At 70.5% G+C, this 21,033-nt stretch carries 24 protein-coding genes; 11 read left to right on the top strand and 13 right to left on the bottom strand.

All coding sequences use genetic code 11. The features are described from left to right. Nucleotides 1-2 precede the first annotated feature (2 nt). From Aph01nite_RS10885 to Aph01nite_RS10870, 4 genes are read left to right on the top strand one after another with little or no spacing between them, the layout of a single operon-like run. Nucleotides 3-542, top strand: coding sequence for a hypothetical protein (locus Aph01nite_RS10885; RefSeq protein ID WP_239161577.1), 540 nt, complete (start codon nt 3-5; stop codon nt 540-542). Next, the gene (locus Aph01nite_RS10880) at nt 542-1,462 is read left to right on the top strand and encodes a hypothetical protein (RefSeq protein WP_204040682.1); all 921 of its coding nucleotides are present in this window, start codon (nt 542-544) and stop codon (nt 1,460-1,462) included. Before Aph01nite_RS10885 ends, Aph01nite_RS10880 begins: the two co-directional genes overlap by 1 nt. A gap of 4 nt (nt 1,463-1,466) precedes the next feature. After that, a complete protein-coding gene (locus Aph01nite_RS10875) occupies nt 1,467-1,655 on the top strand; it encodes a hypothetical protein (protein WP_204040681.1) in 189 nt (62 codons plus the stop codon). A 30-nt stretch (nt 1,656-1,685) separates the two neighbouring features. Continuing rightward, nucleotides 1,686-2,081 carry a CBS domain-containing protein gene (locus tag Aph01nite_RS10870; protein ID WP_239161576.1) on the top strand — a complete coding sequence of 132 codons (396 nt, stop codon included), beginning with the start codon at nt 1,686-1,688 and terminating at the stop codon, nt 2,079-2,081. Between the two features lie 66 nt (nt 2,082-2,147). Here the strand turns inward: Aph01nite_RS10870 and Aph01nite_RS10865 are convergent, their stop codons facing one another. The 3 genes from Aph01nite_RS10865 to Aph01nite_RS10855 all read right to left on the bottom strand — a co-directional run bounded on the left by Aph01nite_RS10865 (nt 2,148) and on the right by Aph01nite_RS10855 (nt 4,000). Continuing rightward, nucleotides 2,148-2,639 (bottom strand): beta-class carbonic anhydrase, encoded by a 492-nt coding sequence (locus tag Aph01nite_RS10865; RefSeq protein WP_204040679.1) that lies wholly within the window; start codon nt 2,637-2,639, stop codon nt 2,148-2,150. Nucleotides 2,640-2,724: 85 nt separating this feature from the next. Then, a complete protein-coding gene (locus Aph01nite_RS10860; RefSeq protein ID WP_204040678.1) occupies nt 2,725-3,135 on the bottom strand; it encodes an ATP-binding protein in 411 nt (136 codons plus the stop codon). A 97-nt stretch (nt 3,136-3,232) separates the two neighbouring features. Continuing rightward, nucleotides 3,233-4,000 (bottom strand): SigB/SigF/SigG family RNA polymerase sigma factor, encoded by a 768-nt coding sequence (locus tag Aph01nite_RS10855; protein WP_204040677.1) that lies wholly within the window; start codon nt 3,998-4,000, stop codon nt 3,233-3,235. A 170-nt stretch (nt 4,001-4,170) separates the two neighbouring features. Between Aph01nite_RS10855 and Aph01nite_RS10850 the strand changes: the two genes are divergently transcribed. Then, the gene (locus Aph01nite_RS10850) at nt 4,171-4,518 is read left to right on the top strand and encodes an STAS domain-containing protein (RefSeq protein WP_239161575.1); all 348 of its coding nucleotides are present in this window, start codon (nt 4,171-4,173) and stop codon (nt 4,516-4,518) included. A 14-nt stretch (nt 4,519-4,532) separates the two neighbouring features. Here Aph01nite_RS10850 and Aph01nite_RS10845 read toward each other — a convergent pair whose 3' ends face one another. Then, the gene (locus tag Aph01nite_RS10845; RefSeq protein WP_239161574.1) at nt 4,533-5,225 is read right to left on the bottom strand and encodes a GAF and ANTAR domain-containing protein; all 693 of its coding nucleotides are present in this window, start codon (nt 5,223-5,225) and stop codon (nt 4,533-4,535) included. Nucleotides 5,226-5,278: 53 nt separating this feature from the next. On the opposite strand from Aph01nite_RS10845, the gene Aph01nite_RS10840 reads away from it, so the two are divergent. Next, nucleotides 5,279-7,054, top strand: coding sequence for a SpoIIE family protein phosphatase (locus tag Aph01nite_RS10840; RefSeq protein WP_239161573.1), 1,776 nt, complete (start codon nt 5,279-5,281; stop codon nt 7,052-7,054). 117 nt (nt 7,055-7,171) lie between these two features. Then, nucleotides 7,172-8,215 (top strand): glycosyltransferase, encoded by a 1,044-nt coding sequence (locus Aph01nite_RS10835; RefSeq protein ID WP_204040675.1) that lies wholly within the window; start codon nt 7,172-7,174, stop codon nt 8,213-8,215. On the opposite strand, the gene Aph01nite_RS42100 is transcribed toward Aph01nite_RS10835, so the two are convergent. Beyond that, nucleotides 8,212-9,231 (bottom strand): PucR family transcriptional regulator, encoded by a 1,020-nt coding sequence (locus Aph01nite_RS42100; protein ID WP_204040674.1) that lies wholly within the window; start codon nt 9,229-9,231, stop codon nt 8,212-8,214. The two genes, Aph01nite_RS10835 and Aph01nite_RS42100, sit on opposite strands and share 4 nt — an antisense overlap. Before the next feature lie 75 nt (nt 9,232-9,306). Here Aph01nite_RS42100 and Aph01nite_RS10825 point away from each other — a divergent pair, with 75 nt between their 5' ends. From Aph01nite_RS10825 to Aph01nite_RS10810, 4 genes are all read left to right on the top strand, one after another. After that, a complete protein-coding gene (locus tag Aph01nite_RS10825; RefSeq protein ID WP_204040673.1) occupies nt 9,307-10,206 on the top strand; it encodes a proline dehydrogenase family protein in 900 nt (299 codons plus the stop codon). After that, entirely contained in the window at nt 10,206-11,867 is a 1,662-nt protein-coding gene (pruA, locus tag Aph01nite_RS10820; protein ID WP_204040672.1) for an L-glutamate gamma-semialdehyde dehydrogenase, read from the top strand. Before Aph01nite_RS10825 ends, pruA begins: the two co-directional genes overlap by 1 nt. Nucleotides 11,868-11,903: 36 nt before the next feature. Next, entirely contained in the window at nt 11,904-12,332 is a 429-nt protein-coding gene (locus tag Aph01nite_RS10815; protein WP_204040671.1) for a DUF3592 domain-containing protein, read from the top strand. A 155-nt stretch (nt 12,333-12,487) separates the two neighbouring features. Continuing rightward, nucleotides 12,488-12,850 carry a DUF2716 domain-containing protein gene (locus Aph01nite_RS10810; protein ID WP_239161572.1) on the top strand — a complete coding sequence of 121 codons (363 nt, stop codon included), beginning with the start codon at nt 12,488-12,490 and terminating at the stop codon, nt 12,848-12,850. 14 nt (nt 12,851-12,864) lie between these two features. Here the strand turns inward: Aph01nite_RS10810 and Aph01nite_RS10805 are convergent, their stop codons facing one another. The 8 genes from Aph01nite_RS10805 to Aph01nite_RS10770 form a co-directional block, all read right to left on the bottom strand. Beyond that, nucleotides 12,865-14,325 carry an AAA family ATPase gene (locus Aph01nite_RS10805; RefSeq protein WP_239161571.1) on the bottom strand — a complete coding sequence of 487 codons (1,461 nt, stop codon included), beginning with the start codon at nt 14,323-14,325 and terminating at the stop codon, nt 12,865-12,867. Nucleotides 14,326-14,420: 95 nt separating this feature from the next. Next, on the bottom strand, nt 14,421-14,744 hold the full coding sequence (locus tag Aph01nite_RS41295; protein ID WP_239161589.1) for a VapC50 family PIN domain-containing toxin: 324 nt from the start codon (nt 14,742-14,744) through the stop codon (nt 14,421-14,423). Nucleotides 14,745-15,011: 267 nt separating this feature from the next. Beyond that, on the bottom strand, nt 15,012-15,461 hold the full coding sequence (locus Aph01nite_RS10795) for a helix-turn-helix domain-containing protein (RefSeq protein WP_204040670.1): 450 nt from the start codon (nt 15,459-15,461) through the stop codon (nt 15,012-15,014). 41 nt (nt 15,462-15,502) lie between these two features. Further along, complete coding sequence (locus tag Aph01nite_RS10790; protein WP_204040669.1) at nt 15,503-16,090, bottom strand: DUF305 domain-containing protein; 588 nt, start codon at nt 16,088-16,090, stop codon at nt 15,503-15,505. A gap of 33 nt (nt 16,091-16,123) precedes the next feature. After that, nucleotides 16,124-17,416 (bottom strand): DUF1996 domain-containing protein, encoded by a 1,293-nt coding sequence (locus Aph01nite_RS10785; protein ID WP_204040668.1) that lies wholly within the window; start codon nt 17,414-17,416, stop codon nt 16,124-16,126. Nucleotides 17,417-17,826: 410 nt separating this feature from the next. Then, the gene (locus Aph01nite_RS10780) at nt 17,827-18,576 is read right to left on the bottom strand and encodes a lysophospholipid acyltransferase family protein (protein WP_204040667.1); all 750 of its coding nucleotides are present in this window, start codon (nt 18,574-18,576) and stop codon (nt 17,827-17,829) included. 17 nt (nt 18,577-18,593) lie between these two features. Beyond that, a complete protein-coding gene (locus tag Aph01nite_RS10775) occupies nt 18,594-20,231 on the bottom strand; it encodes a thiamine pyrophosphate-binding protein (protein WP_239161570.1) in 1,638 nt (545 codons plus the stop codon). Continuing rightward, the gene (locus Aph01nite_RS10770) at nt 20,228-21,001 is read right to left on the bottom strand and encodes a cyclase family protein (RefSeq protein ID WP_204040666.1); all 774 of its coding nucleotides are present in this window, start codon (nt 20,999-21,001) and stop codon (nt 20,228-20,230) included. The genes Aph01nite_RS10775 and Aph01nite_RS10770 overlap by 4 nt, the downstream gene beginning before the upstream one ends. Between the last annotated feature and the right edge of the window lie 32 nt (nt 21,002-21,033).

Below are 21,033 nucleotides of genomic sequence, written 5' to 3'. Positions count from 1 at the left end.
GGGTGGCTGTCGTCGTAGTCGTGCTGGTGGCGCTGGGGGCCGTGGGCTATTTCCTCGCGACCCAGAACCGCCGCCGCCGTCTTCAGGATCGTTTCGGTCCGGAGTACGACCGCGCCATCCAGGAGACAGACAACCGCCGCGTGGCCGAGCAGGAGCTGCTGGCCCGGGAGGCTCGGGTGGCCGAACTCGATATCCGGCCGCTGGACGACGAGACGCGTGAGACGTACGCGAAGAAGTGGATGGAAGTGCAGGAGCGTTTCGTCGACGCGCCCGGTTTCGCGGTGACGGAGGCGGACGCGCTGGTGACGGCGGTCATGGCCGACCGCGGTTTCCCGACCGACGAATTCGAGGAGCGCCTGAACGTGCTTTCCGTCAAGTACGGGAACACGCTCGACCGATACCGGCAGGCGCACGAGATCAGCGGACGGGCGGCCCGGCAGGAGGCCGGAACCGAGGAGCTCCGCCAGGCGATGGTCCACTATCGCGCGCTGTTCGAAGAGCTGCTCATGGATTCCCCGCGCCCGAAGGAGGCCGACCGCTGATGGAACGCAACCCGTACAACCCTCCCTACGACACCCGCCGGGAGCCGGACGAGGAGCCGGTGCCGGAGTCGCCCGAACCGCTGACGGAGGAGGAGCGCCGCGAGGCGGCGGCCCACGAGGGTGATCGGCTGGTGGCGGGCGAGGGCACCCACAAGGACGCCCAAGACGATCTCAACGCGGCCAACGACCTGGCCGCGGATCAGGACCGGCTGGGCGACCCCTACGCGACCGGAACCCAGGACCCGCTGGACGATCGGGACGTGCCTGGCGACCGGCTGAACGATCTCCATAAGACTGGCGACCGCCACAAAGGCGGCGACCAGGACCGCTTGGGCGGCCCGGACGCGACCGGAACGCACAACCGCCTGGACGACCCGGACACGACGAGCACACACGACCGGCTGGGCGACCCGGACGCGACCGGCACGCGAGACCGGCTGGACGATCCGTTCCAGACCGGCGGCCCGACCGATGAGGATCAGTTCGGTGACCCGCGCCCCGGCGAGTTCGGCCGTGACGACGTCCGGGTAGGCCCCGGCCCCGTGCATCAGCCGCTGGCCGCGGACGGCGCCCCCGTGGTCGCCCCGCTGAGCGAGGAGAGCGACGCCCGGCTCGAAACCCCGGACGACGTGCTCGCCCCCGACGCGGTGACGGTCCCCGAGCAGCGTCTCCCCGAAGACGTCTACCCGCAGGACATCGACTTCGACGCCCGCTGGCACGACATCAAGGCCGGTTTCGTGGACGACCCGCGCGACTCGGTGGAGAAGGCCGACGCGCTGATCGACGAGGCCGTGAGCGCGCTGGCCGCGCGGCGGCAGGCGCTCGTGGACGGCTGGAAGAACGGCGACCAGAACGACACCGAGCAGCTGCGGCTCGCGTTGCGCGAGTACCGCTCGCTGTTCGACAAGCTGAAGGGATGAACAGATGTTCGCAATCGCGGCGGCCGTCGTTTTCGGCATCGCCTTCCTGCTGGATCTGCTGAACGCCAGTATCGGCATCGGCATCACCGCGCTGGTGGCGCTCGGCCTGTGCCTGCTCGCCCTGCACCAGGCCGGGATCGGTACGGCCGGCGTCAACTCCTGGCGCGGCTACCGCGGCCGGACCAGAAGGTAGATGATTCCGGTGCAGACGGTACGTGATGTCATGACCACCCATCCGACGACGCTCCCGGTGGACGCCCCGCTCATCAAGGCCGCCAAGCTCATGCGCGACCAGGGCATCGGCGACGTGCTGGTGACGAAGGAGGGCCTGCTCTGCGGCGTGGTGACCGACCGGGACATCGTGGTCCGGGCGGTCGCCGAGGGCCGCGACGTCAACCTCACTCCCCTGGGCAGCCTGTGCAGCGCCGACGTCGTGTCGGTCGGTCCCGAGCAGGATTCCGACGACGTGGTACGGCTGATGCGCGAGAAGGCGATCCGCCGCATCCCCGTGGTGGAGGACAACCGCCCGATCGGGATCGTCACCCTGGGCGACATGGCCCTGGAGCGCGACCCCACCTCGGCGCTGTCCGACATCAGCGCCGCCCCGCCGAACGGCTGAGCCCTCCGAGAACCGTGCCGCGCGATCCTTCAGGCCAGGTCGCGCGGCACACTCGTGTCCGGGGGGCTATTTGACCTCGCGCAGCCGTCCGGTCTCGACCTCGTAGACGAAGCCGCGGACGGAGTCCTTGTGCGGGATGAAGGGGTCCGCCTTGATGCGGGCGATGGACTGCAGCACGTCGGCGTCGAGGTCGGGGAAGGTCTCCGCGGCCCAGTCCGGTTTGATGCCGACCTCCGCCTGGATGCTCTCCCTGAAGGCCTCGTCGGTGAAGGTGACCATGCCGCAGCCGGTGTGGTGGATGAGGATGATCTCGCGGGTGCCGAGCAGCCGCTGGCTGATGGCCAGGCTGCGGCGGCCGTCGGCCGTCACGACCCCGCCCGCGTTGCGGATGATGTGCGCGTCGCCTTCCCGGAGCCCGAGCAGGCCGTAGACGTTGAGCCGCGCGTCCATGCACGCGAGCACGGCCACCTGTTTGGCCGGCGGCAGCGGCAGGTCGCCCTGGTCGAAGGATTCGGCGTACCGTTCGGCGTTGGCCAGCAGTTCGTCGGTGACGCTCATCGGGTCTCCTCCGCTTCTTCGAGGCTGTTCTCGACTATTTCCGATATTTCCTACACAATCAATAGGCAATACGTGAAGAAGAGAATCAGAGCATGAAGCGCATGACGACGGACGTGCCGTTCTCGCCCGTACGCACGTTGAGGGAGCGGCTGAGCAGCCGGGCCACCCACAGGCCCATGCCGCTGGTGGCGTGCTCGCCCGGCGGCGTGTGGCCCGGCACCCCGTCCAGCACCCAGTGCCGGCCCTCGTCGTGGACGTCCACGACCAGGTCGCCGGTGTCGTACCAGAGGCGGAGGCGGGCCTTGGTGGCGCCGTGGGTGACGGCGTTGGTGGTGACCTCGTTGAGGGCGACCAGGAAGTCGCCGACGCGTTCCTCGGTCATGCCGCCCCGGCGGGCGAGGGCAGCGGCGAACTCCCGTACGTCGGGAAGGTCGGCGAGGGAGAACGTGATCTCCTTGCCGCCCCCAGGTACGGGCGTGACGCCGTCCTCGTTCACCCGCTAACGCCTCCCAGTAGTGGCGACTCACCGACGAAGATACCCCGGGATATCACCCCAAGTCGGTCGATACCCCGGGGTAGGTCACGAACGATCATCATCCGGCGACGAGCTCGGAGCGGAGCTGGTCGAGAACCTTGCGCAGGATCCGGGACACGTGCATCTGCGAGATGTCGAACTCGGCGGCTATCTCCGCCTGGGTCATGTTGCCATAGAAGCGCAGCAACAGGATGGTCTTCTCCCGCTCCGGCAGATCGTCGATCAGCGGTTTCACCGCTTCGCGGTCGACCAGGACGGAGAGGCTGTCGTCGCTGTCGGGGATGACGTCGCCGAGGGCGGCCGCGTCGTCGTCGGCGCCCAGCGGGGCGTCCAGGGAGAGCGTGCTGTAGGCGGCGGAGGCGTCCAGGGTGAGGATCATGTCCTCCTCGGAGATTCCCATCCGGGTGGCCAGCTCCGGCACCTTGGGCGAACGGCCCAGCTCCTGGGTCATGTCGGCGACCAGGCGGTTGAGCTCGGAGCGGCGCTCCTGGTAGAGGCGCGGGACCCGGACCGCCCAGGTGCGGTCCCGGAAGTGGCGCTTGACCTCGCCGGTCATGGTGACCATGGCGTAGCCGCGGAAGCTGTGGCCGAGGGTCGGGTCGAAGCCGTTGATGGCCTTCATGAGGCCGACGTACGCGGCCTGGAGGAGGTCTTCCATGGGTTCGCCGCGGTGCAGGTAGCGGCGGGCGATGTCGCGGGCCATCGGGCGGTGCATCTCCACGATGAGCTCGCGGAGGCGTACGCGGCGTTCCTCGGTGGTGGCGTCGTCGACGAGTTCGGCGAGCAGGTCTTCGGCGGTGGGTTCGCAGATGATTTCGGCAGGCATCTCGGCAGGCCCCTTATATGATCGCGGGCCGCGCCTTACCGTGCAGAAGGCGCGCCTCGCTCAACGATCGAGACGAAGCCCTCTGCTGGACCTCTGGCGCAATAATGCCCCAGATCCGGGAGTTTCACCACCCCCGGGATAACAGTAAGGTTGCGCCGAAGGAGGAACACGTGGCCAATCTCACCATGCGCTCGACCGCTGCCGAGGGCATCGTGGTGGTTCATATCGACGGCATCCTCGACGCGACGACCCGGGAGCAGTTCTCCGAGTACCTGGACACCGTGGCCGAGGATCACGGGCCCGACATGGTGCTCGACCTGGGCGGAGTCTCGTTCATGGATTCGCGCGCGCTCGGGCTGATCGTGCACCACTGGCAGCGGTCCGTCGGGGCCGGCGGCCATTTCGCGCTGATCTCGGTGCAGTACCCGAACTCGAAGGTGATGTGGGTGACCGGGCTGTCGCAGCGGCTCCCGATGTTCGACACCCTCGACGAGGCCCTGGCCGCCTTCGCCGGTTAGGTCACCCGGTCAGGTCACTTGGCGTTCTTCTGCTGGTGCTCGGTCACCAGGAGCTTGGCCAGGTCCGCCACCTTGACCTGGTGGTGCTGGGAGACGCGGCGCAGCTCGTCGAAGGCGGCCTCGGCGGAGCAGCCGCTGGCCTGCATGATGATCCCCTTGGCCTGGTCGATGAGCGCGCGCCCGGCCATCGCCTCCTGCATCTGGGCCGCGCCGGTCAGCACGTCGTCGAACTCCCAGATGTTGGCCAGGGCCACGGTGACCTGCTCGCGCAGCAGGTCGGCCAGGACCACGTGGTCGGCGAAGACGCCGGGGCGCACGCCGTACAGGCCGACCACGACGACGGCGCCGTCGGCGCGGACGGGCAGCACCAGGACGGAGCGGATGCCGTGCCGGACGGCGGCGGCCGCGTAGCGGGGCCAGCGCGGGTCGCGCATGACGTCGGCCGCGACGACGGGACGGCCGGTGGCGAGGGCCTCGCGGGAGGGGCCCTCGCGCAGGGCGCGCTCGCGGTCGGTGACGGCGATGAGCTCGCTGTGCGAGGCGGCGAACAGGACGCGCTCGTCCTGCCAGAGTTCGGCGGTGCCGCCGGCGCAGCCCGGGACGCCGCGGGCGATCGCCTCGGTCACGCCGCGCAGCACGCTCTCGAGGGAGGCTCCCTCGGTGACCCGTCCGAGGGCGGCTAGATCGCGCGCAAGAATGGGAATCACAGGGAAGACCGTTCCCCTAGTTCGACGGTTGATGTACAGAGGAGCATATGTCCGTGACCGAACTTGAGCAGAGACTGGCCGAGTTCGCCGACCGGGTCGCCTCGATGCCGGCCAGCGCGGAGCTGGCGGCGGCCGAGGAGCTGGTCAGGGACGCCCTCGCCGAGCTGGGCCGGGCCCGCAAGCGCCGCGACGGCGGGCCGCAGCGGGAGCAGAAACTGCTCAGGCAGATCTTCCGGACGCTGCCCGTTCCGGTGATCGTGATGGACCCGGGCGGAACGGTCCGGCGCATCAACAACGAGACGACCCGCCTGCTGGGCAGCCCGGCCGGCTATCTGATCGGCCGCGGTTTCCCGCTGCTGATCGAGTCCTCCCGGCGCGCGGCGTTCCGGGGGCAGCTGAACGCGGCGCTGCGCGGCGAGGAGAGCATCACCTTCGAGACCCGGCTCAACCACCAGGGGCGCACGCACACGGTGCGGCTGGTGCTGAGCCGGCTGCGCATGCCGGGCGAACCGCAGGAGATGGTGGCCGCGGTCGCGCTGCCGACCGAGGTGCAGCTGACCGAGGCGCAGCACCCCGCGGAGGCGCCGGACGAGGCGCTGTTCCTGGCCGCGGCGCGCCGGCACGAGCTGCTGTCCCGGCTGACCCGGCTGCTGCTGGACGAGGAGAGCCTGCGCGAGCCGGTGGCGCTGATCCGGGCGGCCCGGCTGCTGGCGGCCGAGACAGCCGACTGGGTGATCGCCGACGTGCTGCGGGACGGCGTGCCGCACCGGGCGGCGGTGATCGCGCCGAGCACCGAGCCGGTGGCCCGCCTGCACCGCGCGGTCGAGGCCCTGCCCCCGGCGGAGGCGCCGCTGGTCGCGCACGTGCTGGCCACCCAGAGCGGCATCATCCACGAGATGCTCAGCGACGAGTCCCTGCTGGGCTCGGACGTGCTCGCCCAGATGCGCGCCGGTTCGCTGCTGTCGGTCCCGATCCGTACCGACGAGGAGGTCAGCGGCGTCCTCACGCTGGTACGGCTCCGCGACCGTCCCCCGTTCGGCCTGGCCGACCTGGGCCTGCTGGAGGAGATCGGCGGCCACCTGGGCCTGGCGTTGCGCGCCCAGCGGACCTTCCAGCGCAGCTCCAACGCGGCCGACGCGCTGCGCAGCGGGGTGCTCCCCCGCACGCTGCCCGACATCCCGGGCTTCGAGTTCGCCGCCATGTACCACCCGGGCTCCGGCCTGCGCGCGATCGGCGGCGAGTTCTACGACGTCTTCCCGATGAAGGGCGGCTGGGGCTTCGTGATCGGCAGCGCGGCCGGCCGGGGCGAGGAGGCGTCCTCGGTGACGTCGCTGGTCCGCAACGGCCTGCGGGTGATGAGCGCCTGGGAGCGCGACCCCGGCGCGGCCCTGCGCAAGGTCAACGACGCGCTGCTGGCCCAGCACACGGGCCTGTTCGTGATGGCCGCGGCCGGTTTCGTGCGCGGCCGGAAGGTACGGCTCGCCTCCGCCGGCCACCACCCGGCCGCGCTGCTGCAACCCGACGGCGGCGTGCGCTTCACCGAGGGCGGAGGCGTCCCGCTGGGCTTCGAGGAGGGCGCCGAACCCGCCGCCGAGGAGCTCACCCTGGCCGCCGGGGAGACGCTGGTGCTCTACTCGGACGGCCTGGTCGGCTCCCGCAGCGCCGACGGCGCCGGCTACGGCGAGGACCGGCTGACCGAGGTGCTGGCCAGATGCGCGAGCCAGCCCCCGTCCGCCGTGGTCAAGGCCATCGAGGAGGACCACCGCGCCTTCGCCGGAGACCGGGTCATCGACGAGATCACAGTGCTCACGCTCCGCCGCGCCCGCTGAAAACTTGTGGAAAAGTTTGCGTTTAGCGCCAGTCGATGTACGGTAAGGACAGCTACATATCTGGTGCCTAAGACGCAGGCACACCCTTTCATCGCGATCAACGCCATGAGGTGTGCCATGCATATCGCCATCGTTTCCACCAGTGACCTCTCCAGCGACGCCCCCGCCATCGCCCGTGAACTGGGCCGCGGCCACAGCGTGACCGTCTACACCCGCGGCTCGTCCGCCATCAAGGGCGTACGGGTGGAGCAGGTGCCCGCCGGGCCCGCCGGTGAGCTCTCCGAGAACGACCTCCTGCCCTACATTTCGGACTTCAGCGACGGACTGAAGCGGTGCTGGCGGCAGGACCGGCCCGACGTGATCCACGCCCACTCCTGGACCGGCGGCCTGGCCGCGATCGCCGGGTCCGACGGGCTCGGCGTGCCGGTGACGCAGACCTTCCACCACGGCGACGTGCCGTCCGCGCCGGTGCTGCGGCTGGAGCGGGCGATCGGCCGCCGGGCCAGGGCCGTCATCGCGAGCTGCGCCGGCGAGGAGTCCGAGCTGATCCGGCTGGGCGTGCCGCGCCGCAACATCGCGGTCGTGCCGACGGGCGTGGACGTGGAGCGGTTCCGCCGCCAGGGCCCGGCCCTGCCGCGCGGCGACCGGGCCCGGCTGCTGCACATCGGCGACAGCGGCGCGGGCATGGCGATCTCCGCGCTGGCCTTGGTGCCGGGCGCGGAGCTGGTGGTGGCCGGCGGCGACGGGCCGGTGCTGGCCCGGCTGCGCATCCTGGCCAGGGAGAAGGGCGTGGAGGACCGGGTCGAGCTGCTCGGCCGGGTGCCGCACGCGACGATGCCGAAGCTGATCCGCAGCGCCGACGTGGCGCTGGCGCTGGCCCCCGCCGCGCCCACCGGGATCGCCGCCGTGGAGGCCATGGCCTGCGGCGTGCCGGTGATCGTGTCGGCGACCGGCGCGCACCTGGACGCGGTCGTGCACGGGGTGACCGGATTCCACGTGCGCCGCCCCGCCGAGGTGGTGGTGCGGATGCGGCAGCTGCTCGGGGACCGCACGCTGCGCACGGCGCTCGGGTTCGCCGGGGTGGACCGGGCGCGTTCGCGCTACTCGCTGGAGCGGGTCAGCCAGGAGCTCATCCGGGTGTACGAGAACGTCTGCGCCTAGAGATGGGCGGCTTTCAGGGCCAGGTGGAGGAGCAGGCGGCTCTGGCCGTCGGCCAGGTCGAGGCCGGTCGCCTCGGCCGCCCGGCCCAGCCGGTAGTAGAGCGTCTGCCGGTGCACGCCCAGCTCGGCCGCCGTCTCCTGGACGTGGCCGCCATGGTCGAGGTAGCACTCGACGGTGGCGGCCAGCTCCCCCAGCGGCGCGGCCTCGGCGGCCAGGTCCTGGAGGTCGCTGTGCGGAAGTTTGATCAGATAGCGGTAGACGCCCAGATCGTCCCAGTACGCGATGGGCGTGCCCCTGGCCTCCGCCACCCGCAGCGCGCCCAGCGCCTCACGCCAGGACTCCCAGGCGTCGGCCGGGTCCCTGCGGGGGGCGCCGACGCCGGTGGCGGTGCCGTACATGTCCTGGACGCGGCGGGCGACGTCGCGGGACTGGTCGGCGGGGACGAGGAAGGCCGGGCGGGTCAGCGTGAGGTCGATGCGCACGTCGTGCGGGAGCGTCCACAGCGCCGCGACCTGGCCGGGGGCGGCGCGGGTGGCCATCGCCACCAGGGGTCCCGCCAGTTCGGCGGCGGCGGCCGCGCGGGCGTCGGGGTCGGCGGAGAAGAGGGCGTCGAGGGGGGCCTGGCGGGTCTGGGTCTCCCGGGCGAGGGTGGCGGCGGCCCGCGCCACCAGGGGTTCGATGGTGCGGAGCCGGTCGTCGGTGAGGTGGCCGGAGTCGAGCAGCCACAGGTATCCGTACGTGACGCCCTTGTGGCGGAGGGGCACGCAGACGCGGCCGAGCACACCCGCGATGGGCGGGATCCTGACCGGGCCCGCCGCGGTGGCGATCCCGTAGGCCTCGAAGTGGGCGCGGGTGGCGTCGGTGGCGCGGCGGCGCAGGATCACCTCCTCGCGGACGGCGTCGATGTCGCCGCTCTGCGCGCCGTACGCGACGAGCTGGAAGGACCGGTCCTCCAAGGTCACCGACGCGTCCAGCAGGCGGGCTATTTCGTCGACGAGCTCCTGCACACCACCCATTATTGAGCATTTGTCTGAACACGCTTGGCCGGATGTCCGTGGATGGCCGCTGACGTGGGGATTTAGGCTGGTCACATGCTTGGTGAGGTACTTCTGGCGGCGTCCCGGAACCGTCGGGCGCGGCGGGCCGTGTCCCGCTTTCCGCTGACCCGGGGGGTGGTGGACCGGTTCGTCGCGGGTGAGCAGACCATCGACGCGGTCACCGCGACCCGGCGGCTCGCGGATCTGGGGCTGATGTCCACGATCGATCATCTGGGCGAGGAGGTCCGCGACACCGGGGCCGCGGTGGAGACCACCAAGGCGTACGTGCGGCTGCTGGAAGCGCTGCGCCCGCTCGGGTTCGGGGACAAGGCCGAGGTGTCGGTGAAGCTGTCGGCCGTCGGGCAGGCGCTGGACGACGCCATGGCCCTGGACCACGCGCGGCAGATCTGCGAGGCGGCCAGGGAGAACGGCTCCACCGTGACGCTGGACATGGAGGACCACACCACCGTGGACTCCACGCTGGCCATCCTGCACGCGCTCCGCACGGACTTCCCCGACACCGGGGTGGCCATCCAGTCCTATCTGTTCCGCAGCGAGGCCGACTGCCGCGACCTGCGTGACACGCGGGTGCGGCTGGTGAAGGGCGCCTACAAGGAGCCCAGCTCGGTCGCGTACCAGAAGAAGAGCGAGGTGGACCGGGCCTACGTGCGCTGCCTGCGCGTGCTCATGTCCGGGTCCGGCTACCCGATGGTCGCCACCCACGACGACCGGCTGATCGCCATCGCCGAGACCCTCGCCGACGGCCGCTCCGACTACGAGTTCCAGATGCTGTACGGCATCCGCACCGACAAGCAGCTCGCCCTCGTACGGTCCGGCGCCAACGTCCGCGTCTACGTGCCGTACGGCGACGACTGGTACGGCTACTTCATGCGCCGGCTCGCGGAACGTCCCGCCAACGTCGCCTTCTTCCTGCGCTCTCTTGGGGGTAAATGATGGATTCGGTATCTAACGTCCCCGTACCCGCCAACGAGCCCGTGCAGGGGTACGCCCCCGGCAGCGCCGAGCGGGCCGCGCTGGAGAGCCGCATCAAGGAGCTCGCCGCGGCCGGCCTGGACCTGACCATGACCGTCGGCGGCGAACGCCGCATGGGTGGCGGCGCGTCGATCGACGTCGTGCAGCCGCACAACCACCAGGCCGTGCTGGGCCGTACGGCGGACGCGACCGCCGGGGACGTCTCGGCGGCCATCTCGGCGGCGCTGGACGCGGCGCCGGCGTGGCGGGCGCTGTCGTTCGACGAGCGCGCGGCGGTGTTCCTGCGGGCCGCCGACCTGCTGGCCGGGCCGTGGCGGAACACGCTGAACGGCGCGACCATCCTCGGGCAGTCCAAGTCGGCGCACCAGGCGGAGATCGACGCGGCCTGCGAGCTGATCGACTTCCTGCGCTTCAACGTCGCGTACGCGCGGCAGCTCTACGCCGAGCAGCCCGTCTCCTCCCCCGGCGTCTGGAACCGGATGGAGTACCGGCCGCTGGAGGGGTTCGTGCTGGCGATCACCCCGTTCAACTTCACGGCGATCGCGGGGAACCTGCCCGCGTCGGCCGCGCTGATGGGGAACGTGGTGGTGTGGAAGCCGTCGCCGACGCAGCAGTTCGCGGCGCACTTCACGATGCGGCTGCTGGAGGCGGCGGGACTGCCGCCCGGGGTGATCAACATGGTGACGGGGAACGGGCAGGCCGTCTCCGAGGTCGCCGTGCCGCATCCGGCGCTGGCGGGCATCCACTTCACGGGGTCGACGCGGACGTTCCAGCATCTGTGGGCGAGTGTCGGGGCGAACATCGGCTCCTACCACGGGTATCCGCGTCTGGTCGGCGAGACCGGAGGCAAGGACTTCGTGCTGGCGCATCCGTCCGCGGATCGGGGGACGCTGCTGACGGCGCTCATCCGGGGGGCGTTCGAGTACCAGGGGCAGAAGTGTTCGGCGGCGTCGCGGGCGTACATTCCGCGGTCGATCTGGACGGGGTTCCGGGACGAACTGGTCGGCACGGCCGAGTCGCTGACCGTCGGCGACGTGTCGGGTGATCTGTCCACCTTCCTGGGGGCGGTCATCGACGGGCGCGCCTTCGCCAAGCACAAGGCCGCGATCGACCGGGCGCGCGCGTCGTCCTCCATCGAGGTCCTGACCGGCTCCTACGACGATTCGACCGGATATTTCGTGAAACCGACCGTGCTGGTGTCGGGTGACCCCACCGACGAGATCTTCACGACCGAGTACTTCGGGCCGATCCTCGCCGTGCACGTCTACGACGACGCCGACTACGACGCCGTCCTGGACCAGATGGAGTCGGCCTCGCCGTACGCGCTGACCGGGTCGCTGATCGCCCGGGACCGGCAGGTCATCGCCTCGTCGAGCGCCCGGCTGCGGTTCGCCGCGGGCAACTTCTACATCAACGACAAGCCCACGGGCGCGGTCGTCGGTCAGCAGCCCTTCGGCGGCGCGCGCGCCTCCGGCACCAACGACAAGGCCGGCTCGATCTTCAACCTGATCCGCTGGGTGAACGCCCGCACCGTCAAGGAGACCCTCAACCCGCCCGTGGTCCAGGGCCCGTACCGGGGCGACATCCCGCAGTCCGGCTGGGTCCAGCCCGAAATCCGGTAGTAGGCCGGATCCGCCGACAGGCCATAAAGTCGGCGGATGATCTGGCACGTCCTGGTCGCGGTCCTCATCGAGTTCTTAGGGCTGCACCTGCTCGCGCGGGGGCGAGACGTCCTCGCCACCGCGCGCGGCTTCCACAGCCGCGCCGTCCCCGGCCAGGGCGAGGTCATCCGCCTCCGCACAAGCCGCGAAGGCGTCCCCCAACACCCCCGCTACAGCCACGTCTACCACCCCGTCCTCCGCTTCACGACGGCCGACGGCGTACGCGTGGAAGCAGAATCCCCGGTAGGCGCCAACCCCGCCCCCGCCCAACCCGGCGACACAGTCTCGATCCTGTACGACCCAGCCAATCCCCACCACGTCCGCATCAACGACCTCAAAGGCCGCGGCACCTTGGTCGGCGGCATACTCATAGCCCTGGGCACGGCTTTCCTCGTCGCCGCCCTGGCCCTGATCCTCCTGAGCTGACCTGTGAGACTGAGTTGGCGTCCGCCGAGCACCTCCGCGACGAACACGACAGGCAACTCCGGGGACGTGTACCGCGAACCGATCGAGTGGAAGGTCTACTCGCACGATCCCACACGATTACCGGAACACTTGCCGGCGGCGGGATTCACTCCCGGGTGGAGCCGTTCAAGCGTGGCCTCCTGGCCTGCGCCGTTCCCGGAGAGCCCCTCTACTGGCTGAACCGCTACCACGCAGGCTCGCGATTCGACCCCCTCAGAGTCGGCGGTCCCGGCCAACCTCGCTGGCCCGGCCGGGCTTACCCTGACGGGGACTACTACGTCTACCTCACCTCCGATCTGCGGCTCGGCACGTTCGGCCACCCGTGGGAGGAATCCCTGTGCGTCTTCGGCCGCGACCTGCTCACCGAAGTGGAAGACGACCTCACCGACCTCCTGGGCACCGTCCTCCGCCGCGGCGGCCGCAACATCGGCAACATCTGGTTCTTCGGACCGGGCCGAGCCCATCCCTTTACAAAGTAGATCAACGCCTCTCGTCAGTCGTAGAGGTCGGTGAGGGTGATCAGGTCTACCTCGCCCTGGTTCTGGAGGCGGCGGAGGTCGTCGGTGAAGCCCGCCGCCGAGAAGCAGAGCAAGCGGGTGGACGAGGTGTCGTAGCGGTCGCTGGCGGTGAGCAGGGCGCGGATGCGGCGGAGGCGGTCGAGGTGGCCGACGCCCATGGTTTCGCCCCATTTGGCTTCGCCGATGGCCAGGAGCGGGGGTTTCGCGCCGTCCGCGTGGCCGATCACGGCGACGTCGACTTCGTGGGTGGTGCGGTTGGCCGAGTCGTTGACGGTTCCGGCGGTGACGTCGGCAGGCCAGCCGCCGAAGCGGTCCTCGGCGAAGTGCAGCGCCCAGTCGCGGCAGAGACGCTCGAAGTGCGGGCCCAGGACGCCGCCGGCGAACCGGCGCTCGGCGCGCCGCCAGATACGGTCGGTGGCGGTGGCGCGCATGAGCTGCGGCCAGAACGGGCGCATGATGCCGTGGTAGAAGGTGAGCAGCGGCTCCTTGATCCGGAAGGTGGTGCGGTTGCCGCGGAACGCGTCGCCCTCGCGGACGATGAGGCCGGAGTCCTCCAGGACGGTCAGCGGGTGGGAGAGTTCGTTGGTCTTGCGGCCGACGTACCCGGCGATGCCGCCGCGCCCGTTGTTGCCTTCGGCGATGGCGGCGAGCACGGAGTGGTAGAGCGCGCCGTCCCGCAGATCGGGCTCCTCCGCGAGGAGATACCTGGCCTCCAGGAACATGGGACTGCCGGGTGACAGCACCGCGCGGATCACCCAGTCGTCGAAGTCGTCGAGATCACGCGGCCGGTCATAGCGGATCATCTCGGTACGGTACGCGGGCGTCCCTCCCACGACCGCGTGCACGAGCGCCGCCAGCCGTACGTCCTCGATCTCCCAGAACCGGCGCGCGAGCCGGTAGTCGAGCGTGTCCACCGGCAGATCCAGCGACGCCCGCCCCCGCAGCGGCGCGTTGCCCGACAGCAGGCGGCCCATGAACGACATGGCCGAGCCGCACAGCAGCAGCCGGGTCCGCGACTCCGTCCGCTCGGCCCGCCGGGGCGCGTACGCCCCCTGGATGATCGACGGCAGCGCGGGATGCGCCCTCGCCAGGTACGGAAACTCGTCGATCACCACCGGCACCGGCCGATCCCTGCCGATCCGCAGCAGCACGTCGATCGCCGTCGCCCAGTCGGGCAGCACGAACGGCGCCACCGGATCCAGATGCCGGGTCAGCGCGGCCCCCAGCGACGCCAGGGACTCGGCGTCCGTCGCCTCCTGCGCCGAGAAGTAGAACCCCCCGGCCTCCTGGCACAGCGACTCCAGCAGAAAACTCTTCCCCTGCCGCCGCCGCCCGGACACCACCCCCAGCGTCGCCCCGGCCTGCTCATCGCTCGCGAACCGCACCAGGGCAGCCCACTCCCGATCCCGGTCGAACATGTCCGACGGCTTCCGCATACCCGCCCCTCTTAGAGAAGTACAGTTATCATAACTGCACTTCTCTCCGCCGATGAGCTGGTTCTCGCTGCTCAGGAGGCCAAGAGCGGTCGTACTCATTCGCTGTGGCCGGGAACCCGTGAGCGAGCCCGGCGGGCGAAGACAGGGACGCCCGCCCGCTCCAGGGCCTGGAGAATGTCGATCACGGTCATGGGCGGCCGCCGTTTGCCTGCCGACATTCGGGCCAACACAGCCAGCACCTCATGTGAACTCTGGCTCAGCAACGAGCACAGGTAGGTGTCCGGGTCCGTGACCGTCAGCCCGAACCGAGCCAGGAAGCCGGCCGGAAAATCTCCCCGATTCCAGGTCACGAGGCTCTGAGCTCCGCCGGCGATGGCGGCGGCCATGTGATATCGATCGTCGGGGTCGTCGCCCTCCATCTCCTCGACAAGGGCTTTGTAGTCGCCCTCAGGGACGCGAGTGTCCGCGAAGAACCACGGATCACGGCACAGATTCGCGCGGCCGAGGACGCTGAGCGGTGCTCTTCACGGACGATGACCCGTTCCCACTCGTCGAGCAGGTGGTCGCTCCAGACGACCGTATGCACGGCGTCCTCGGTCAAGGCGAGCATGAGATCCATGAGCGAGAACGGGAACAGGACATTGGTGTCGACGAAAACCCGTGCCATCAGGAGTTCTCCCGCGCGCTCAGTAGGGCAGGTCCTCGTCCTCGACGATGTCACTGATTCTTCGGCGGCCCTCGGCGCGGCGCTCCCGGCGGGCCTGGAAGGCCAGGACGTCGGCCAGTCGGACCAGCCGGTGGCGGCTGCCGGGGAGGTGCTGTGCCGGGATCTCCCCCTCGTCGATCAGCCGGGACACGAAGGGGCGTGAAAGGCCGAGCAGCTGGGCGGTCTCGCTGGGGGTCAGACGGGTCTCCACGGGGAGGGCGAGGACGGCGTTTCCCCTCGCGAGGTCGTGGACCGCGGCCAGCACCAGGGTGAGCAGCGACTCGGGTAGCACGATGTCCTGACCGTCGGTTCCGCGCAGAAGGAGTTGCGCCGCGTTCTCCGCGGTGGCCTCCAGGCGCTCGAAGAGCTGCCGCTCACCACTGTCCGCGTGGACACGTGTCGCCTTGGCGAGAACACCGGTTCGCGACATGACCGCCTCCCAGTTGGATATCTGAAATAAGTGTAACTCATTCAGCGGGTCAGGCGGTTGAGGGTGGCTAGTTGGGTGGTGCGGGACTTGACCATGGTGGTGGCGAGGGTGTGGGCGGCGGGGTCGGTGCCGGATTTGCCCTCGGCCGTGGAGACGAGGGCGACCTGTTCGAGGTGGCCGCGGAGGTGGGCGATGAAGAGGCGGTCGAAGGCGGGGCCGGTGAGGGGGGTGATGAGGGTCAGGTCGGCCTGGGTGACCATGCCGGGCATGTCGTGACCCTCGTGGGGGTTCTGGCCGGTGACTCCGGCGCGGGTGAGGATGCGGCGCAGGGCGGGGAGCTCGGCGCGGTGGGCGGTGCCGACCTGGGCGGCCAGGCGGGCCAGGTCGGGGTCGGTGAGGCGGTCGGGGGCCCGGTCGAGCAGCCGGAGCAGGCCCTCGTGCATGGGGACCATGAGCTGGGCCCAGGCGATGTCGGTGGCGTTCAGGGTGCCGGTGCTCAGCGGGTTCGGGTCGAGGGTGGCCGCGATGGTGGTCGCCACCGGCGGCGGAGCGGGAACCTGGGGGGTGACCGCCGCCGGTGGCGGGGCGCAGGAGGCGGCGAGGAAGGAGAGGATCAGCAGCTTTCGCATGTGATGTCCTTCCTCGCCACCGTCAGCGTGGGGTCAGGGCGTGCCGTTGGCGCCGCACTTGATGATGGGACGGATGCAGTCACGGACGCGGCGTTCCATCTCGGCGACCGGCCAGGCGTTGAAGAAGTCGCCGTGCATCGTGTATCCGGGCCCGGAGGCGAGGCGGAAGGTGGCCGGGCTTCCGTTGACGGGATAGCGGAGGACCTGGCGGAGCTTCGGCACCGGGACCGGGTGGGTGGAGGGGCAGTCGCCGTTGACCGGGTAGGCCATGTGGCTCTTGTGGTCGGGCGAGTCCAGCGCCGTCCCGTTCCAGCACTGCGGGAAGTCCAGGTACGACTCCAGCATGGTCCCCGCGGGACAGGTCACGAAGTCCTTGCCCGGCGGCACGTGCCCGGCGTGCAGGCAGGACCAGCGGGCGGTGGAGCTCGCGTCGGGCGCGGTCGCCTTGGCGTTGCCCGCCACGATCCGCAGGCCCAGCGGGATCGGCTGGGTCCTGGCGATCACGTCGTCGCGTACGCCTTCGCCCAGGTAGTAGAAGGTGGTGCCGGTCGGCTCCACGGGCACGTTGTTCACGTACAGGGTGGGCACCCAGTACGAGGACAGGTCGGTTGACGGATTGCAGTTGGTGGGGGCGTTCTGCAGGTCCGCCAGGGTGGTGAAGGCGTTGGTGACCGTGCTGCCGAAGAAGCTGTGCATGTGCGAGCCGCCGGGCAGGTTGGGGGCGACGATCGGGTCGTCGGGCAGCCGGTGGCTGAACGGGCAGTCGGCCAGGAACTCGGCCACCCGGATGATCGGGCCGCCGCCTCCCCCGCCGCCGCTGCCGGGGCCGTGCACCTGGAACTCCCAGAGCGAGACGCCGTACGCGGTGGCCTTGGCGGTGGCGTGCAGGCGGACGTAACGGCCGTTGCCGTTGACGTTGTACGTCTGGTTCCCGCCGGTGCCGTTGGTGACGGTGTGGATGGTGGTCCACGTGTTGCCGTCGGGTGAGGTCTGGATGGTGAAGGCGGTGGCGTACGCGGCTTCCCAGTTGAGGACGATCTGGTTGATCGCCTGGGCGGAGCCGAGGTCCACCCTGATCCACTGCGGCACCGAGAAGGCGCTCGACCAGCGGGTGCCGGCGTTGCCGTCGACGGCCGCCCCGGCCGGGGTGCCGCCGTTCTCGACGGAGGAGGCGAGCGTGGGCCTGCCCTGGGACAGCACCGCGGCGGAGGCCTGCTCCGCCGTGGCGAACAGCGAGGTGGCGAGCAGGGCGGTGACGGCGGCGAGCAGGGTGGCCAGGCGTAAGCGGGTCCGGCCCGGGACGCGGGCGCGGAAGGACATGGTCATGCGAGCTCCAGGCATCGGCGGAACAGCCGGGGGGACACACGGGTCGCCGTCCGCGTGCTGAGCCCGAGGCGGTTCCTCGGGAGGGCGAGTGTCGGGGAGCGCTCCCTGCACGCAAAATGTCCCCTCAGCCGGGAACTTCTGTCAAGTGTTAAGTTAACTCTCACGTAATGTGCTGGACCGTTTGACGCGGTCCAAAAGCCATCCGGAGAGCGCTCTCCAGACGCCTCCTATGAGACGAAATTTCGCCCTTGAAGTGGACGTATGCCGTAATGAGACAGCCCATGTGAAAGCCTCACCGAGGGCTGCGGAGAAATCTTGGCCGACGCTGAAAGCCGCTGAATGGCCGGTTGACACGGCCGTAACCCGGCCTCACCCTGATTGAGGGAGCGCTTTCTTCATGATCGTGGACGCTAGTCGCGCCTGGCCTCACGGGCTTCGCGCTCCGCGGCGTCCAGAGCCTCCGCCTCCTCGGGGGTGGGGGCGGAGCCGCCGAGATGGGCGGGCTGCCACCAGACGCCCTCGGGGATCTCGGCGTATCCGCGCTGCGCCTTGTCGACCAGCTCGGCGATGCGCCGGCGCAACTCGGCGGTGTGGGCGTCCATGTCCTCACCGCGTTTGGGGTGCATCGGCTCCCCCACCAGGATGGTGATCGGGATGTGCCGCTGCCCCAGCGCGCGCTTGCGGCCCTTGGTCCACAGCCGCTGGGTGCCCCACAGCGCCATCGGGATCATCGGCGTGTTCGTGGCGGCAGCCATCCGTACCGCGCCGTTCTTGATCTCCTTGACGGTGAACGAGCGGCTGATCGTGGCCTCGGCGAACACGCCGACCACCTCACCCGCCTTCAGCGCGCGCAGCGCCGCGATGTACGCCCCCGCGCCCTCCGCCCGGTCCACCGGGATGTGGTGCATGCCCCGCATCAGCGGACCGGAGATCTTGTTGTCGAAGACCTCCTTCTTCGCCATGAACCGCACCAGCCGCCGGGACGGGCGGGCGGCCAGGCCGGCGAAGATGAAGTCCAGATAGCTGATGTGATTGCTGACGAGCACAGCGCCGCCGGTGGTCGGGACGTTCTCCGCGCCGACGATGTCGATCTTCATGTCGAGCACCCTGAACATGGTCTTCAGGGCCCCGATAACCGGGGGGTACACGATCTCAGCCATGTCAGAACCGTAACAGTTCAGTGCCCCCGGAAGGCCTCCTCCAGCCACCACGACCCACGCTCGGCGGCCACCTTCGCGTGCACCAGCAGCGGCCGGTCACGCGGCCCCTTGAGCCACTCGGCCACCCCGGAAAGATCTTCCTTGTCCCGTACGGTCAGCGCGTCGCAGCCGAAACCCCGCGCGATGGCGGCCAGGTCGGCGGGCGGGAACGTGACCGTGCCGAGCGGGAATCCGTCCGGCCCGAAATGGTGGACCTCCGCGCCGTACGCCTCGTCGTCGTACACCACGATCACCATGGGCAGGCCGAGGCGGACCACGGTCTCCAGTTCGGCGATGCCCATCAGGGCGCCGCCGTCGCCGAGCGCGGCCACCGGCAGCCGGTCGGGCCGGGCGAGCGCCGCCCCGACCGCGGTGGCCAGGCCCAGCCCGATGGACTGGAACGCCTGCGTGAAGACGAACCCGCACTCGTCCGGGACGTCCATGAACATCGCCGGATATCCCATGAAATTTCCGGAGTCGGTGGCGATGATGCGGTTGTCGGGGAGCAGGTCGTCCAGGCCGATGGACAGCGTCCGCGGGTCGATCCGCCCGCCGCTCCCCCAGTCCTCGTACGGCACGTCGCGCCAGCGGCCCTCGCGGGCGAGACGCTCGGCCAGGCCGGGCGAGCGGTAGCCCATGCGGAACGTGGTGACGTGCCGCGGGTCGAGCAGGTCCAGCACCCGCCGCGCGGTCTCGGCCACGTCGCCGACGACGCCCAGGCTCACCGGGCGGTGGGCGCCGATCGCGTCCTGGTCGTGGTCGACCTGGACGACGGTGGTCTCCGGGCCGATCAGGGTGCCGTGGCGCATGGTCCACATGTTGAGGGCGCAGCCCCAGCCGACGATGACGTCCGCGTCCCCGATCAGCTCCGCGGCCAGCGGCGTGGCGAATCCGCCGCTCACGTCGAGGTCCCAGGTGCTCCCCCGGAACAGGCCCTTGGCGACGGCCGAGGTGGCGAGCAGCGCGCCCACCCGGTCCGCCAGGGCCACCAGTTCCGCGCGCGCCCCGCGCCCGCCCCGGCCGGCCACGAACACCGGCCGCCGCGCGCCGAGCAGCACGTCGGCGAACTCCTCCAGCCCTTCCACGCCCTCGGCGAGTTCGGGCGGCGTCGCCTCCGGGAGCTCCGTCCCGGCGTATCCGGCCGCCTGCACCTCCAGGGGCAGGTTGAGCAGCACGGCCCGCCCGGTCATCGCGACCCGGTATGCCTCGGCCGTGTCCTCGGCCGCCCGCCCCACGGAGATCCTGGCCGGCACGGCCCCGACGGCGGCGGCCAGCGCGTCCTGGTCGACGTAGAAGTTCGAGCGCGGCGAGGTGGCCTCGCCGGCCAGCAGCAGCAGCGGCGTACGGCTCTTGGCGGCCTCGGCGAGGCCGGTCAGCGTGTTGGTCAGGCCGGGCCCCTGGTGCACGGTGACCACGCCCGCCTCGGAACTCATCCGCGCGTACGCGTCCGCCATGGTGACCGCGCCCGCCTCGTGCCGGGCCGCCACGAACCGGGCGCCCCCGGCCACCAGGGCGTTCGTCACGTGGAAGTTCCCGCTGCCCACCACGCCGAAGACCGTACGCACGCCGAGGCCGGCCAGGGTGGCGCCGACGGCCTGCGCGACGTTCACGGTCATCTCTCGACGAGGGCCAGCACCCGCAGCGGGCTGCCGGAGCCGCCCACGATGGGCAGCGGCGGGGCCACGACCACGGCGCCGGTGACCGGCAGCCGGTCGAGGTTGCGCAGCTGGGTGAGACCGTACTTGCCGGCGCCGAGCAGGAAGGTGTGGCAGGGGAAGGCGGGGTCGAAGGAGTGGGCCGCGCCCGCGTCGGTGCCGACGGTCTCCACGCCGACGCCGGCGATGGCCGTCCGCTCGGCCAGGTAGCGGGCGCATTCCACGGAGATGCCCGGAGTGTGGGGGCCCGTCTCGCTGGCGTTGAGGAACTGGCCCTGGTCATGGGCGTACGCGTCCCAGCCGGTGCGGTAGAGCAGCCAGCCGCCCTCGGGCAGCGGGCCGTGCTCCTTCTCCCACGCGGTCACGTGGTCCACTTCGAGCAGGAAGTCGGGGTTGGCGGCAGACTCGGCGGCGAAGTCGAGTACGACCGCCGGGGCCAGGAAGCGGGACGGCGGCACCTGGGAGACGTCCTCGCCGTCGCGGGCGGTGATCCAGTGGATCGGTGCGTCGAAGTGGGTGCCGGTGTGCTCGCCGGTGGCGATGTTGTTCCAGTACCAGCCGGGGCCGCGGTCGTCGTACCGGCTGATCTCCTGGAGTGTGAAGGGGATCGTGTTGCCGAACGGCTCGGGCAGCATGAGGATCGGGGTCGTGCTCGCGAGCGGCGCGGTCAGGTCGATCACCTCGATCGAACCGCCCCGGATGCCCTCCACCAAGTCCCGCAACACCGACATGATTCCTCCGCTGTGACATTGGCCGATCCTTC

This window comes from Acrocarpospora phusangensis (genome assembly GCF_016862995.1).
GTDB classification, from domain to species: Bacteria; Actinomycetota; Actinomycetes; order Streptosporangiales; family Streptosporangiaceae; genus Acrocarpospora; species Acrocarpospora phusangensis.
This window is presented reverse-complemented; position numbering and strand designations above follow the sequence as displayed.